Annotated in this window: 14 protein-coding genes; 4 read left to right on the forward strand and 10 right to left on the reverse strand. The window is 65.9% G+C overall.

Translation table 11 applies throughout. The annotated features are described in order from the left end of the window. Positions 1-17: 17 nt before the first annotated feature. The 3 genes from JW958_09835 to JW958_09845 are packed head-to-tail and all read left to right on the forward strand — an operon-like array spanning position 18 to position 1,985. Positions 18-665, forward strand: a complete 648-nt coding sequence (locus JW958_09835) for an energy-coupling factor ABC transporter permease (GenBank protein ID MBN1826557.1) — start codon at positions 18-20, stop codon at positions 663-665. Next, entirely contained in the window at positions 662-1,216 is a 555-nt protein-coding gene (locus JW958_09840) for an ABC transporter permease (GenBank protein ID MBN1826558.1), read from the forward strand. The genes JW958_09835 and JW958_09840 overlap by 4 nt, the downstream gene beginning before the upstream one ends. After that, a complete protein-coding gene (locus tag JW958_09845) occupies positions 1,209-1,985 on the forward strand; it encodes an ABC transporter ATP-binding protein (GenBank protein MBN1826559.1) in 777 nt (258 codons plus the stop codon). Before JW958_09840 ends, JW958_09845 begins: the two co-directional genes overlap by 8 nt. Positions 1,986-2,110: 125 nt before the next feature. On the opposite strand, the gene JW958_09850 is transcribed toward JW958_09845, so the two are convergent. After that, complete coding sequence (locus JW958_09850; GenBank protein ID MBN1826560.1) at positions 2,111-2,386, reverse strand: RNA-binding protein; 276 nt, start codon at positions 2,384-2,386, stop codon at positions 2,111-2,113. A gap of 559 nt (positions 2,387-2,945) precedes the next feature. After that, positions 2,946-3,839, reverse strand: coding sequence for an SPFH/Band 7/PHB domain protein (locus JW958_09855; protein MBN1826561.1), 894 nt, complete (start codon positions 3,837-3,839; stop codon positions 2,946-2,948). 388 nt (positions 3,840-4,227) lie between these two features. Between JW958_09855 and JW958_09860 the strand changes: the two genes are divergently transcribed. Next, complete coding sequence (locus JW958_09860) at positions 4,228-5,631, forward strand: DUF4397 domain-containing protein (GenBank protein ID MBN1826562.1); 1,404 nt, start codon at positions 4,228-4,230, stop codon at positions 5,629-5,631. Positions 5,632-5,724: 93 nt separating this feature from the next. On the opposite strand, the gene JW958_09865 is transcribed toward JW958_09860, so the two are convergent. From JW958_09865 to JW958_09900, 8 genes are all read right to left on the reverse strand, one after another. Continuing rightward, positions 5,725-6,258 (reverse strand): GrpB family protein, encoded by a 534-nt coding sequence (locus tag JW958_09865; protein MBN1826563.1) that lies wholly within the window; start codon positions 6,256-6,258, stop codon positions 5,725-5,727. Between the two features lie 305 nt (positions 6,259-6,563). Then, positions 6,564-7,055, reverse strand: coding sequence for a zf-TFIIB domain-containing protein (locus JW958_09870; GenBank protein ID MBN1826564.1), 492 nt, complete (start codon positions 7,053-7,055; stop codon positions 6,564-6,566). 221 nt (positions 7,056-7,276) lie between these two features. Continuing rightward, a complete protein-coding gene (locus JW958_09875) occupies positions 7,277-8,707 on the reverse strand; it encodes a hypothetical protein (protein ID MBN1826565.1) in 1,431 nt (476 codons plus the stop codon). A gap of 178 nt (positions 8,708-8,885) precedes the next feature. Beyond that, positions 8,886-9,533, reverse strand: coding sequence for a protein-L-isoaspartate(D-aspartate) O-methyltransferase (locus JW958_09880; GenBank protein MBN1826566.1), 648 nt, complete (start codon positions 9,531-9,533; stop codon positions 8,886-8,888). 148 nt (positions 9,534-9,681) lie between these two features. Continuing rightward, positions 9,682-12,363: an AAA family ATPase gene (locus JW958_09885; protein MBN1826567.1), complete on the reverse strand. Its 2,682-nt coding sequence runs from the start codon at positions 12,361-12,363 to the stop codon at positions 9,682-9,684. Next, positions 12,360-13,589: a DNA repair exonuclease gene (locus JW958_09890; protein MBN1826568.1), complete on the reverse strand. Its 1,230-nt coding sequence runs from the start codon at positions 13,587-13,589 to the stop codon at positions 12,360-12,362. The genes JW958_09885 and JW958_09890 overlap by 4 nt, the downstream gene beginning before the upstream one ends. A 79-nt stretch (positions 13,590-13,668) precedes the next feature. Then, positions 13,669-13,938, reverse strand: a complete 270-nt coding sequence (locus JW958_09895) for a hypothetical protein (protein MBN1826569.1) — start codon at positions 13,936-13,938, stop codon at positions 13,669-13,671. A 486-nt stretch (positions 13,939-14,424) separates the two neighbouring features. Continuing rightward, entirely contained in the window at positions 14,425-14,823 is a 399-nt protein-coding gene (locus JW958_09900; GenBank protein ID MBN1826570.1) for an OsmC family protein, read from the reverse strand. Positions 14,824-14,901: the final 78 nt, after the last annotated feature.

A 14,901-nucleotide genomic window follows, 5' to 3' on the forward strand; every position in this document is an offset into this window, starting at 1 on the left:
GGCGAGGTTCCGACGCCATGCACATCCCGGACGGTTTCATCGCGCCGCAGATGTATCTGCCGGCCTACGCCGCCGCCGCCGGCCTTTGGACGGTCGGCCTCCGCCGCCTGAAGAGCCGCCTGCGCGAAGAGACCCTGCCGATTCTCGCCGCCATGACCGGTTTCGCCTTCGTTCTGATGACCATCGCCGTTCCCGTTCCGGGGGGCACCTCGGCCCACGCGTCCGGCGTCGCCCTCCTGGCGATCCTCTTCGGCGTCTGGACCTGCTTCCTCTCCGTCTCGCTGGTCCTCCTGCTGCAGGCGCTTCTCTTCGGCGCCGGCGGGATCACTTCGCTCCCGCTGAACGCGCTCGCCCTCGGCCTCGCCGGCGGCGGCGCGGCCTCCCTCCTCTTCCGCGCCCTCTCCCGGAGAAGCGAGAAGGCGGCCCTCATCGCCGCCGGATGGATCTCGGTGACCGTCCCCGCCCTGCTGCTCGCCATCGTTCTCGGCGCCCAGCCGCGGATCGCCCACGCCGCCGACGGCTCACCCCTCTTCTTCCCCTTCGGTTTCGCGATCACCATCCCCGCCCTCCTCATCCCCCACGCCCTCGTGGGAATCGGCGAAGGGGTGCTCACGCTTCTGGTCTATCGTCTCGTCGGGAGGCTTCGCCGCGGGAGAGAGAGATGACGCGTGACGGGAGCCTTCTTCTTCTCTACGGGTGCGCCGTGATCGCCGCCACGGTCGTCCACGATCTCCGGGCGCTCGCGGCGATGCTCGCCCTCGCGGCGATTCTCGCCGGCCGGGACGCGCCCCGTGTCGCCCGCCGCGCTCTCCTCGCGATCCTCCTTTTCAACTCCGTCGTCACGATTTCCTACGCCTCGCTCTCCCTCTACCGGGGGGATTTCTCCGGACACTACGTGGCGCTCCTCAACCTGCGCGTCTTCCTCGTCACGTTCCTCACCTTTTTGATGATCCGACGCGTCAATCCTTTCCGCGCGCTCGGTTTTTCGCGCACGCTGCAGGTACTGCTCACCCTCGCCACCAGCCAGATCATCGGTTTTCGACGCACCTACGAGGATTTCCGCCTCGCGCTCCGGAGCCGCATGCCGGGGCGGCCCGCCTTCCGCCATCTCGGCCGACACGGCGCCGCCGCCGCCGCTCATTTCCTCGACAAAGCGATCCACAACGCCGACGAGGTCGGCCTGGCGCTCCGGTCCAGGGGGTTTTTCGATGATTGAAGCGCGCGATTTGCGCTATCGCTACGACGAAGGCGGGGATGTTCTGGAAGGCGTCGGCTTCCGTATCGGCGCGGGGGAAAAGGTGGTTCTACTGGGCGCCAACTCCTCCGGAAAGAGCACGCTGTTGAAGATCCTGGACGGGCTGATCTTCCCCGCCGGCGGATCCTATTCGTATAAAGGGAAACCGGTGACGCGGAGCGCGCTCCGGCGGCGGGAGGCGGCGCGGGCTTTCCGGAAAGAGGTGGCGCTCCTTTTCCAGAACCCGGACGCCATGCTCTTTCACCCGACCGTGTACGACGAGATCGCCTTCGGGCCGCGGCAGTTCGGCTTGGAGGACGTGGACGGACGGGTCCGCCGGTGGGCGGAGATCCTGGGCGTCGCCGGCCGGCTCGACCGACCCCCCTTCCATCTCTCCGGCGGGGAAAAACAGAAGGTCTGCCTCGCCGCCATCCTCGCCGTCGATCCGGAGGTTCTCCTGCTCGACGAGCCCACCTCCCACATGGATCCGCGCAGCACCGGGTGGCTCGTCGACTTTCTCGGCGACTGGAGCGGGACCACCGTGACGACCACCCACAACCTGAGCCTCGCCGCCGAACTGGGCGACCGCACGCTCGTGCTCGGCGAAGACCACGGCCTGATCTACGACGGAAAGGTCGGCTCTCTTCTCGAGGACAAGGAAAAGCTGCTCGCGGCGAACCTCATGCACGCGCACGACCACCGGCATGGGGGAATCTCGCACCGTCATTACCACACGCATGATTGGGACTAGCCCGGACTACGCCGGAAAACCGAAAGAGACGAGAGGTGTCCGGTACCGAAGAACGGCCGGAGAGGAAGAGCACAAAAAAAGCCGAGGTCCCGAAGGACCCCGGCGGAAGTTCGACCGATGAAGGATCAGTAGCCGCCGCCGCCGAACCCGCGGTCGCCGCGCGGCCGGGCGGCGCTCACTCGGAGATTCCGGCCGCCCATATCGGTGCCGTCCAAGGCCGCGATCGCCTTGTCCGCGTCCGCGTCGTCCATATCCACGAACCCGAAGCCTCGGGGACGACCGGTCTCACGATCGGTAATCAGTTTGACCGACAGGACCGATCCGTGCTGTGAGAACAGGTCCCGGACCTCTTCTTCCGTGGCGCCGAAGGGAAGATTTCCGACATAGATCGTCTTGGCCATCTGCTTTTCCGTCTCCTCTTCGAGGCCCGCCGCCTTTCGGTGTCTCCGTCCCACTCGGAGTGTGTGCCGAAATGCGTCATGCGGACCGGATCCAAACACGACAGTGGGTAACACGCGAGGACGGTCGAAAGACCGCCCGGTTGATCATGCGTCGCACCTCCTTGATCGCCGCCTTCCCGCGATCCCCCGGCTCCCCGGCGGACCCCGTCGATCGGAAAGGGCGGCAAAAGCCGGCGCCTTCGGGAGCGACACCCGGAGGAACGGGCTTTTCAGCCATAAAGAACCGATCGGGAATCGAGCGCCGAGCGCGGAAAGCGTCATGGGCGGGCTGGAAGACGGCCGCGCCGGCGCGCGCCTTCCAGAAGCGGTTGAACCGATGATCCGTACTCCGTGTGCGCGGGTCTCTCGAACGCCCCCTCCGGAGCGATGTGCCGTCGACCCGCTCTCCTGAAACTGAAGGACAGTGTACCCGATCCGGGTCGATTTTTCCATCGCTTTTCGGCCGATCGGAGGATGGGGCGGCCCCCCGATCGGCCGAACGCGACCGCCGGGAGAGTCGCTATCCCTCGCGTTTCCGCTCCGGCTGCTCCTCTCGGTCGCCGCGCCGGACGAGCGGCAGCACACCGGACATGTCGCCGATCACGTTGACCAGATCCGTGTCGGAGGGGATCACGATCTTGGCGTTTTGCGCCAGAGAACGCTCCAGGGTTTCCAATCTCCGAAGAAGTTGGGCGTTCCCCACGAAGTAGGTGTTCGCCGCTTCGTTCACCAGACGAATCGCTTCCGCCTCGCCCTCCGCGGCGAGGATCTTCGCCTGCTTGATCCCCTCCGCCTTCTTGATCTCGGCGCGCTTGAAACCATCCGCTTCACGCTCATTGGCGTTGGCGAAATCGAGGGCGGCGATCTTCTCGTTCTCCGCCTTGACGACCTTGTTCATGGTTTCCTGCACGTCCGACGGCGGGTCGATCTCCTTCAGTTCGGTCCGGACGATCTCCATCCCCCAGCTCCGCGTCTCCTTGGCGAGAGTCGTCAGCAGTTCGCCATTGATCCTGTCCCGCTCGCTGTTCGCCGACTTGAGCGTGAGTGTGCCGATGATGTTTCGAAGCGTGGTCCGGGCGAGATTCACGATCTGCCATTCGTAGTTGTTCACGTTGTACTGGGAACTCTTGACGCTCTCCTCGTCCGGCTTGACCTTGAAATAGACCTGCGCGTCCACGCTGGCGTTCAGGTTGTCGTAGGTGATGATCTCCTGCGGCTGCGCGTCCACCATCTGCTCGGTGATGTTGATCTTGGTCATTCGGTCGATGATGGGAATGATCCAGTGGAATCCGGGCTGGGCGAAGCGCCTGTACTTCCCGAGACGCTCGACGAGGCCCCGGGTGGTGGGCCGAATGATCCGGATCCCCGAGAAGAAGAGCACCAACAGAATCAAAGCGACGAATGCGAACGGCATCTTTTCCTCCTTCGAACGTCGGGTCCGGATTTTCATCCGGCGCCCGCCCCCGAACATGTCCCGCAAGAATCTTCCATTCCTGAAGCATCGCGGCCCAAGGGATCCTATCAGGCGCCGATGGAGATCGCAAGCCTCGGCCCGCGCCGTCGACTCCTTTACGAGCCCGAGAAGCGGATTATTCAACTCCACGGGAAGGCGGCGCCGCATCCCGTTTATTCATATTGAGTTGGAAGATAAGCGGGCGCGCGACGGAGAACGCATTATCTTCAGAGGAAGTTTGATACGGTCTGGAAACGAGTCAAGCATCGCTGAATGGCGGAACGCGCCCCCCCCGGTCGGCCGCTCGGGGCCTGGGAACCGGGAACGGTCCGCAAGAAAGGATGGAACCATGAAAAGTCGGATGGAAACGATCACGCAGCGCGGCTTCGGCCGCGTCACGGCGCTGGCCCTGGCGGCGCTCATCCTTCCCGGACTTCTCATCCTCGGATGCGGGGACGACGACGACGACAACCCGATGGGGACCGTCGACAAGAGCAGCCTCCGGGCGATTCACCTCTCGCCGGACGCCCCCGCCGTCGACATCTTCCTGAATCAGGGATCGAGCGCGGCGGTCAGCGCGCTCGCCTTCCGCGACGGAACGGTCTACCTCGAGGTGGACGCGGGAACCTACCGGATCGACATCGCGCCGAACGGCCAGACGGCGAACGACGCAGTGCTGACGGTGGACAATCTCCCGCTGAGCAAAGCCTCTTTCTACACCGCCGTCGCCTACGGACCGCTCGCGAGCATCCAGGCGCTGGCGCTGGAGGATAACTTCACCGGTCTGGCGGACGGCAACATCCGGGTGCGGGCGATTCACACCGCCTCGGGCGTGGGCCAGGTGGATATCTGGAACGTCACATCCGGAGCCACCCCGTCAGCTCTCTACACGGACGTGGATTACGGCGTCGCCGGCGCCTATCTCGACCTCCCCGCCGGCGCCTACTCCCTCGGCTTCGACGTCGACGACGACGCGACGCCCGACCTGGTCTTCAATCTGCCGGCACTCACCGCGGGGACCGTGGCGAACGTTTTCGCCGTCGCCGAGGGGAGCGACGTCTACCTGGTCGCCCAGTTCGCGGACGGCACAACGGCGAAGATCGACGCGACGCCCGCCGCGGTGGACTCGGTCGACCTTCGCGCGATCCATCTCTCGCCCGACGCGGGCACGGTGGACATCTTCGTGAACCAGGTCTCGCCGGCGACCATCACCGGACTCGCCTTCCAGAGCGGCACCGGCTATCTGACGGTACCCGCCGGCGCCTACCGTTTCGACATCGCCCCGGCGGGCGGCGCGATCGGGAGCGCGGTGGCCACCTTCTCCGGCATCGACCTGGAGTCGGACGGCGTCTACACCGTCGCCGCCTACAACGACGCGGCGATGCTCGGCGCCCTGGCGCTCTCGGACAGCCTGACGCCGACGCCCACGGGCATCCGGATCCGCCCGATCCATACCGCCGTCGGCGTGGGTGAAGTGGACATCTGGAACGTGACCATGGGAACCACGCCCACCGAGCTCTACTCGAACGTCGACTTCGGCGACGTGGGCGCCTATGCGGACCTTCCCGCACAGGCGTACAGTCTCGGCTTCGACACCGACAACGACGGCATTCCGGAACTGACCTTCGACATCCCCGCCCTCCCGGCGGGCACCGTGGCGAACGTCTACGCCGTCGCCGAGTCGGGCGGAACGGTCTTCCTGCTCGCGCAGCTCCAGGACGGATCGGTCACGCGGATCGACATTCTTCTCTGATCCGCGCCAGCAAGCGAGAAACGAGAGAGCCCCGGCCCGGGATCGTCCTGCGCCGGGGCTTCTTTTCGCCTTCGATCGAGACCGTCCCCTTCCCTACTCCCGCGCCCCCCGCTTCCGGAGAAGGGCGCGTCTCTGCAGCTCCCGGATGAGGGCTTCCTTGCCGGCCATATACGCCTCGATGTCGTGGGGGTGCCGCCGCGCCAGTTCGCGTTTGAGCGCGCCGTACGCTTTCGCTTCATCGGGGCGCGCGATCAGATAGTCCCGGAAAGCGAGATGGCGCTCCGCGTCGGGCGAGCCCTTGGCGAAGACATGCACGTGGGCGGTCCTCTCTTCGTCCGGTCCCGGGCCATGCAGAAAGAAGCGGCGCCCCGGGATGCCGTACTCCCCCATGGGCGTGTATCCGGCGGCGCGCATGGCGGAATCGAGACGGTCCACGGCGGCGATCTCCCGCACCTCGATCAACACGTCGATGATCGGCTTGGCGGCGAGTCCGGGAACGGCGGTGCTCCCGATATGGTGGATGACCGGATCGAGATCGGCGAAGAGCGGTGCGAGGAGTTCCCTCTCGGCGGCGAAGGCGGCCTGCCAGGAAGGATCGTAGGGAACGACGCGGATCGTACGAAGCATGCGGCGAGGATAGCTACAAATATGGGCACGGTCACCACTTTCCGAACAGGGGACCGTCCCTCTCTACCCGGGCCGTCCTCGCAGGCCTCGCAGCCCGCGAGCCGGATCCACAGTACTCCATTCCGGATTAGCCCGGAAGAGACGGGAGGTTTCGTGACGAGGATCCGGATCGGGAGGCGAGAGGCCGACCTGGACAAGCCGCTCCCGGAGGCGGGGCCTTAGCCCCGTCGAGGAAGCGGTGCGGGAAGGGAGGTCTCGCAGCCCGCGAGCCGGATCCGCAGTAGAAACCTTCCGTCTCTTCCGGGCTAAAAAGCGCCCCAGGACTGCTTGCCCGGAATGTAGGTGCTTGGGCAGATGAAGCGGAAGAGCTTGGCGAAGGCGAGCGCCTTCGCGTGTTTCTCCTCGCTCTCGCGGCGCATCTGTTCGAGCTGCCCGCCGAAGATACGGTCGAAGTACTCCTCGCCGGCGCGCGCCCTCTCCTCCTCGGAACCGAAGAGCGAACGAATCGTCTGCAGCTCTCCCCGATCGAGCCAGAAGCCGCCGCAGGCGGGGCATTCATCGACCGCCACGGCGCGTTTCACGCTGAAGAAGTGACGCATCATCACCGCGTCTTCGCAGTGGGGGCAACTTCTGCGCTTCGTGGGGTTCACCTGAAGCTCCGGGTCGTAGTCGATGTCGTAGAGCAGCTCGCCGGGCGCCTCGTCCGGCTCGTCGACCTTGTCCAGTTCGAAGCGGTCGAACCAGATCCCGCCGCAACCGCCCCGGCAGACATCGACCCGGATCTCGCCCACGCTCATCTCCCGTAGTTCTTTTCCACAAGATGGACAGTTCATCGTCGTTCGTTCCTCCGTTAAGGGGCGCGCGCCGGCGCCCCGCGGTTCACACGTGCTGGGTGTTTCTCTCTCCACGTATCGGCAAGGGCGGGGCGAGGCTTGGGGACGGAGAGAAGGAACGAAAGGCTCGAAACGTTATCTCGCTGTAATAAATAGCGTTAGAGAACCGGGCCGGTGTCCGGAGTTCAGCCCTCGTCGATCGGCGGAATCAACCCTCCGCCCGAACCGTGCGCTCCGACGGCCGTTAGGTCCTTCTCGATCCGATCGAAGTACCAGATCAAATCGGAGACCTCGCGGTCCGGATCCCGGCGTCGGTATTCTTCCACCGCCGGGTGGGAATCGATCCGGAGAGGAACGGGGAGCCAGCTTCCTTCCGGTGCGCGCGCGGCGACCGGGAACTCGACTCCTCGAATCCGCAGCGTGAAGCGATAGTCAAAAAACTCGACGTCCTCGGGCGAGGCGGGATCGATATCGACGGGTTCCGCGAGAAGGGGAAACAGTTCGGCGCGGCGGGATACCGATCGATGCAGATCCTTATCGACGTTTCCGGTCAGAGAGGACCGTTCGCGCACCCCATCCTTCCATATCGTCTTTTCATAGGCGACCGATCCTTCCCCCCACAAACGCATTTCCAGCGTGTCCGAAACGCCGAATCTCTCCAGGCGAATCCACATCGCGTCCGCGGGGATTTCCTCGTAGCACTGAAGGTGTCGATTCCTATATTGGATGTGATCCCAAATGTCGCCGAGCATCAGATAGCTTTTCGGCAACGATTGGTCGAAGCGCCCTTTCTCCCCGTCGATTCCGTACCGCTCGCCGTCCCCCTCGAAGATGTACTGATACGGGCGACCATCCCTTTCCGGATAAAGCTCCTGGAGATAGGGAACCGCCGGCAAACAACTCACCAGTTCTTCACGAGTCGAATCGGGGAGGACGTAGGGAAACCGATAATCCGGAGTCGAGCGGTCGCGCCAGGCGCAGACGTAGATTCCGTCGTGGATCCGAATGTACTCGATCGCCTCGCCGAGACAGAATGAAGGTAGGCGCGCGCGACTCACCTGTATCACCGACTCCTCCAGCGGGAAGGGTTGGTCCAGACCCCAGGGGACGGACATGCGGAGATCGCGGAGGAGGGCGGTCAGGCCGTCCGCCGCCGCGAGGAGGGAATCGATCTCCGGAGAAGGACCGCTGTCCTCGGGCGCCTCGAGGGGGACGCGGAGCGTGTCGGGGAGCCCCTCACCCCGGAGGACGGCGAGGGAAGGAACGTCCGGCGCGACTCCGGCCGAATCGATCGCTCCGCTCCACCGGTCCAGGCGGCCCAGGGAACGGGAGATCTCCCGCCGGTACGAATCATCGAGGAGGGTGAAATCCAGACGATGGGTGATCCCCGTCGCGCCTTCCACGGTTCGGTAATATATCTCGGCGAATCCGTTCGGGTAGAGATCGAGGCAGAAGTCGAATTCTTCATCCCAGGGTTCCACGAAACGGACACGAATGGAATCGACCGGTTCCGGTTCGCCGGTCCCCGTCGGGCTTCCGTCTTCCCCGCAGGAGACGAGAACGAATGAGAGGAGAATCGTTGGAAGAAGCCTTGCGACGGCGGGAAGGAATCGCATGGAGGGCCTCCGCATCCGGCGCGGCGGACCGGACGGAACACCCGGGGACCGCGCGCCGGCGCATTTCTTTCAAGTATGGCCCTTTTTTTTTGTAATGTCAAGGAAGAGGGCGCGCCGAGGGGCGCTTCGGGCGGCGGCAGTGGCGTCGCGCCTCCCGATCCGTTCGTTTCGAAACGTGTTACCGCTTCTCCGCCTCGCCGGTCATGGGGACGAAACGGACCGGGATCACCACGCGGCGGATGATCTCCCCCTTTTCCTTCCGGAGGAGGATGAGGTCCTGGTAGGTATCGCCGACGGGAATGACGAGACGTCCCCCCTCGGCGAGTTGCTCGATGAGCGGCGCCGGGACCTCCTCCGGCGCGGCGGTGACGATGATCCCGTCGAAGGGCGCCTCCTCCGGCCAGCCGCGGTAGCCGTCGCCGGCGCGCACATTCACGCCGCGCACGCCCGCCGCGGCGAGGTCCGCCCGCGCCCGCTCCGCCAGCTCCGGCACGATCTCGATGGTGAAGACCGTGTCGGTCAACTCGGCGAGCACCGCCGCCTGGTATCCGGAGCCGGTGCCGATCTCGAGCGCCTTCTCGCCGGGCTCGAGGTCGAGAAGCTCCGTCATGAGCGCGACGATGTACGGCTGGGAGATGGTCTGGTCGTAGCCGATCGGCAACGGGTGGTCTTCGTAGGCGCGTGAGTGGAGATCTTCGGGGACGAAGAGATGGCGCGGCACGGCGCGCATCGCGGCGAGCACACGCGGATCACGGACGCCCCGCGCCTCGATCTGGGTCCGCACCATCGCCTCCCGGCGGTGCGCGTAGCGGTCCTCCTCCTTCATCGATCCTCCCACCTTCCCTTCCTCCTCGGTTTCGCAGGCGGCGAACGCCCACAGCAGGATCAGAGCGGCGCCGGCGAGAACCGCGACGGCGAGATCCCTTCGCCCACCAACCATTCCTCCCCTCCTTTCCGCTCGGACGGGTCGCCGGTCAGCGGCCCCCTTCACCCGGCGCGGCGAGTCGGATCGCCCCCCCGGCGATCGATTCCGGCAGAGACTCGGGCCGGCAGCTGAAGAGGAAAACCTGGCGGCGCGCGGCGATCTCCTCGAGGAGGGTGAATCCCCGGCCGGCGCGCTCCCCGTCCCAGTGGAGGAAGACCTCGTCCAGGAGGAGCGGGAGCGGTTCCCCTTCTCCCTCGATGTGGTCCACCAGGGCGAGCCGGAGCGCGAGGTAGATCTGGTCGAGCGTTCCGCGGCTGAGGGGGGGCTTCGCGTCGACCCATTCCCCTTTCTCGCGGGAGAAAAGGCGGAGTCCGTCGCTTCCGTCGGAATCGAGTTCCAGCTCGTCATAGCGGCCGCCGGTGATCCTCGCGAAGTAGGCGGAGGCGCGCTTCACGATGTCCGGCGCGTGCTCTCTCCGGTAGCGACGATCCGACTCGCGGACGATCGCCGCGAGAAGGGCGAGACGGTCCCGGTCGCGCTTCAATTCCTCCTCTTCCTCGCGGAGCGCCTCCCTTTCCCCTTCGATCTCCCCCGCGCCGGGCTCGCCGGAGAGGTGTTCCTTCTCGGCCGCCGTCTCGGCCAAACGCTTACCGGCGGTGTGCCTCTCATCCTCGATCCGGTCCGCCTCCGCCTCGAGACGAACCGTCTCCTCCGGGGTGAACACCGCGCCAGCGGCGAGTTCCGCGGCGAGATTCATCTCCAACGCGTCCGGATCGTGACCGGCGTCGCTCAGATCCTCTTCGATCCGGCGCGCGTCCCGTGCCGCCTCCCTCCGTTCGGCGAGGGCGAGCGCACCGGCCTTCTCTTCGCCGCCGCCCAATCCACGGAGCGTCTCCGCGATTCTCTCCCGCTCCTCCCGCAGCTCTTCGAGGCGCGCCTCCCGCGTGGTGATCTCGGCGCGGAGCGCGGGGAGACGCTCCTCCGCCTCCTTCCCGACGCGCCCTCTCTCCTTCGCCTTCTCCAACCGCGCGGCGAGAAGAACGGCGGCCCTCTCCGGATCGTCCTCCTCCACGCCGCATTCCCGCGCCGGACCGAGAATCGCCCTCTCCCGCTCCTCGATACGCCCATCGATCTCCCGCCGCGAGCGTTCGAGACGGCGCCCCGTCTCGCGACGATCGAGAAGCTCCTTCACGTCCCAAAGAAGTGTTTCGCCCGGGTCGTGGAGACGATGGTCGAGAACGCCCCAATCGGCGAGATAGTCGCGGATCGCGGCGAGCCGATTCTCCTCCTCGGTGCGCGCTTCACGGAGCGCTTCCTCGCGGCGGGCCGCCTCCTCCGCGGCGCGGCGGTTCGCCCGTGCATCCGCCCCGCGCCGCGACCACAGAAAAACGGCAACGAATCCCGCGACCGCCGCCGCGCCGAAGGCGGCGAGTCTCCCCGGAGAGGGAATAAGGATCCCCGCGATGGCCGCGGCGATCCCGATAAAAACGGAAAGGACGATCGACATCGCCGAAGGAACCGGGACCCTTTCGAGGAGGAGCGCCGCCGACTCCAGACCGCTCCTTCCGCTCTCGGCGCGCCGCCAAGCGCGGATCCGGGACTCCAACTCCGCCGGAGAGAGAACCGGAAGCTCCTCCGCCCTCTCCGGCTCCGCGATCAGGTCCCGCGCCTTCTCACGGAGCGCCCCGGCGTTCTCCTCGATCTCGCGTAGGCGCGACTTCCGATCCTCCCGGAACTGGGCGAGGAGCGCCGCGCCGCGGACCGCCGCGCCGATCCGGTCCTCCGCGGCGAGGATCCGATCGTCCCCGCTCGCGACAGCGCCCGCCGCCTTCTCCAACGACTCCCTCTCGGCCCCCTTCTCCCGAAGCGCCTCCTCCCCCTCGCGGACGCGGTCGTCCAGCTCGGCGAGACGGGCGAGAGGATCCTCCGGAACGTCCGCATAGGGCCCGATATCCCCCGCGTCGTCGATCCGCGCCCGCCGCCTCTCCAGTTTCCCCCGGAGATCGGCCCAAAAACGCGCCTTCTCGGCGCGCGCGCGGATCTCCACCCGTTTCCTCCCCAGCGCCTCGTCCCGCGCCGCGAGTTCCTCCGCCTCCTTCTCCAGCGCGCGCATCGACCGGTCCCGTTCCTTCGCGTCCCGGAGAGATACCCCCAGATCCTTCAGGCGGTCGGCGATTTCCTTCGCCCGGGGCTTTCCCCGCCGGTCGGGACGCCAGAGGGAATCGGCCTTCCCCTCCAACTCCTCCGCGACCTCGCGGGCCGGGCGGATCCTCTTCTCGCCCGCCGCCCCGAGAAGGCGATCCTTTACGGCGTCCCAGGAATCCCGTGGAAAGTTCATATCTTCACGATCTAGATCGTAGATGCTCCGGAAGAGCGCGCGTGGAACGTGACGAGCTTCCTCGACCGGGTTGTTTCCGATCCGTTCTTTCTTCCCGTCGGTCCGGTCGCCGAGCGCGGTGCTTCGCAGGCGGCGACGAACGGAGAAGCCGCGCCCGTCTTCGCGCGCGAAATCCGCCTCGACGCCGGTGTCGGCGCCGTCCCAAGGGACGAAGGGGTGGCTCTCCCGGTTCGCCGGATCGAACCCGTAGATGAGGTCGGCGAGGAGGGCGCGGAACGTCGACTTCCCCGCCTCGTTGGGGCCGACGATGGGAACCACGCCGGGCGGGAGGTTCTCGAAGGAGCGCCCGCCGAGCGCGCCGTATCCCTCGATCCGGATCGCCCGCACCCTCACGGCTCGTCCCTCCACATCCGCCGGATCAGCTCCTCCTCCGCCCCATCGAGAAGGGAACGGAGATACTCCTCGCGCGCGGCGGCCTTGTCGGGCGCGGCGGCGAGCTTCTCCGGCGCGAGAGGGGCGATCGGTTCCCGCCCCTCCCGGAGGACGGCGACGAAATCGAGCAGCTCGCCGAGGGGCGGGAGGCGCATCTCCTCCTCATCGACGGGGGATCGAAGATTTCCCGTTTCCAGTTTCAAGAGATCAAGCCCGGCCTCCCCGGCGATCTCCTCTTCCATCGTCACGCGCGTCTCCCGATCCCGAAGGCGGGGCGCGGCGGGAGTCTCACCGAGAAGGCCCACGGTGACGAGGACGTCACCCGCGCCGCCGAAGCGTTCGCCGATCGCGGCGGCGATCCTCTCGCGCGCGGCGTCCACGTCCTCCGCGCCGCCGAGATTCACCTCGATCCTCTCCCAGAGAAGAGGCGCGGTCGCCTGGAAAACCACTTTGGGCGCGGCGCCCCTCTCCACCTCGACGAAGAGCGCTCCTTTGGGGCCGGTCTCGTTCCGATAGAGGCCGAGGACGCACCCGGAATAGCGCGCCGCGACGCGCGCGTCGATCGCCTGACGGAGGTGGATGTGGCCGAGCGCCCAGTAGTCGTATCCCTTCCCCTCCAGATCGGCGGCGACACACGGGGCGTATCGCTCGTGTTCCCCCGCCGTCTGTCCCCCCTCGACATTCGCATGGAGGAGGGCGACTTCGGGGAGCGGCCCGACGGCGGCGGGAAAACAGGCGGCGAGGTTCTCCCCTTCCGCCGAAGTCGCATGCCCGGCGCCGGTGATTCGGCCGACCGGGCGGCCGTCGGCGTCCTTCACTTCCACCGCGCGCGGCGTCCCGTCACGGAACACCTCCACTCCATCCGGCCAACGGATTCCTGCAAGCGGCGACGCCGCCCCGCCGGGGTCATGGTTCCCGTGGGCGTAGAAGACGGCGATCCCCGCCCCGGCGAGCTTCTCGAACTCATTGATCAGGAAACGCTCGGTCCCGTAGGCAATCTCCGGCGTGTGGAAGAGATCGCCGGCGACGAGGAAGGCGTGGACCCCCTCCCGGAGGGCGAGCTCCACGGCGTTCGAGAAGGAATCGCGGAGCGCTCCGGCCAAGCGCTCCCGGAGGTGCTCGTCCCGGCTCTTGAACCGCGCGTCCAGATGAACATCCGCGACATGAACGAATCGAAAGGCGGCCATCGTCGTCCCCCCCGCCGGGAGTATACGACATCAGGGGACGGACTCCCAGGGGGAGGAAGGGGATGAGGAGCGGGTGCGTCTACTCCAACAGCTCGGCGCTCAGGAATTCGGCGTAGAGATCGATGAAGGGGGAGTCGAAGCCGCAGGGATCCTCGTCGATCTCGCGCATATGGACGAGAAACCTACCGGGACCGATGAGGGAGTCGGGAACGCCGGAAAGGGCGATACCCAGGTCCCCGGCATGAAACTGCACGCATCCCTCCCGGTCGCTGGAATATAGATTTCCGTGGGCGGCGATGCGCCTCACCGGGATCGAATCGGAGGGCGTGACTTCCAGGGTATCCCTCACGACACCCGCGGAGAGAATGTATAACCCTTCCTCGAGTGAAGGGAGAGGTAGAGTAATATACTCATTGCAGATCACGCACGAGAACATTCCGTTTAATTGCCTTCCCTCCCCCGTAATCTGAATCGTGTTCCCCCGCAAATCGCAAGCCACCCACAGGATACGATCACCGGGATTCGATCGGGTGATACCGATTTCGACGCTGTCCGTCTCCGAACCCGCTAAAACGGGCGTCTGATAACGAAGAGAGTGATAAGAGAGCGGCCCGGGCGGTCCGGCCCACTGATCCGAATCGAATAAACAACCGGCGGCCAGAGTAAGGAGAACGAGCGAAGCGAACACGGCGGGAATCGCGCGGCGGATCATGGCTCCCTCCCGAAATAGCGGTTCATCGGAGCACCCGCTGACAGAATAACTCCAAACCATTCTTTTGCAAAGAGATCTTCGCAATGGGCGCGACAAACGATGATAATCCGTGACTATCCCCGTTTACTCCGCCACCACCGTCTCGATCTCGGGAGGGCGCTCGAGGTAGCGCTTCACCGTGCAGGAGCGCACGGCGCGGGCGACGACGGGCCTGTACTTCTCCGGGAAATCTTCGGGGAGATGAATCTCCTGAATGATTTTAGCGACGCGTTTCTCTTCCGGATCTTTCTCGAAACGGAGAATCACCTGGAGGCCGTCGGTCGAGATCTTCCGGAGTTCACAGAAGGAAAGAACGCTGTGGGCGGCGCAGGTGCCGAGCCCGACGAAGAGATAGTCCACCGGCTCCGGCGCGGTCCATTCACCGCCGTCCTCGGGGGGTTGGTCGGTCTTATGGGTGAATCCCTTGAAATCGGCGTTCACTCGTTTGCCGCCGTGAAAGGTGATGGTCATCTCCGGATACATGGCTCCTCCCGTCACAATTTTATCTCGCGCAAACGGTTCCGGGCGAACACTCCACCCCTCCGCCCACCGTCGTTGACC

It is taken from the genome of Candidatus Eisenbacteria bacterium, from assembly GCA_016930695.1.
Classification (GTDB): Bacteria; Orphanbacterota; Orphanbacteria; order Orphanbacterales; family Orphanbacteraceae; genus JAFGGD01.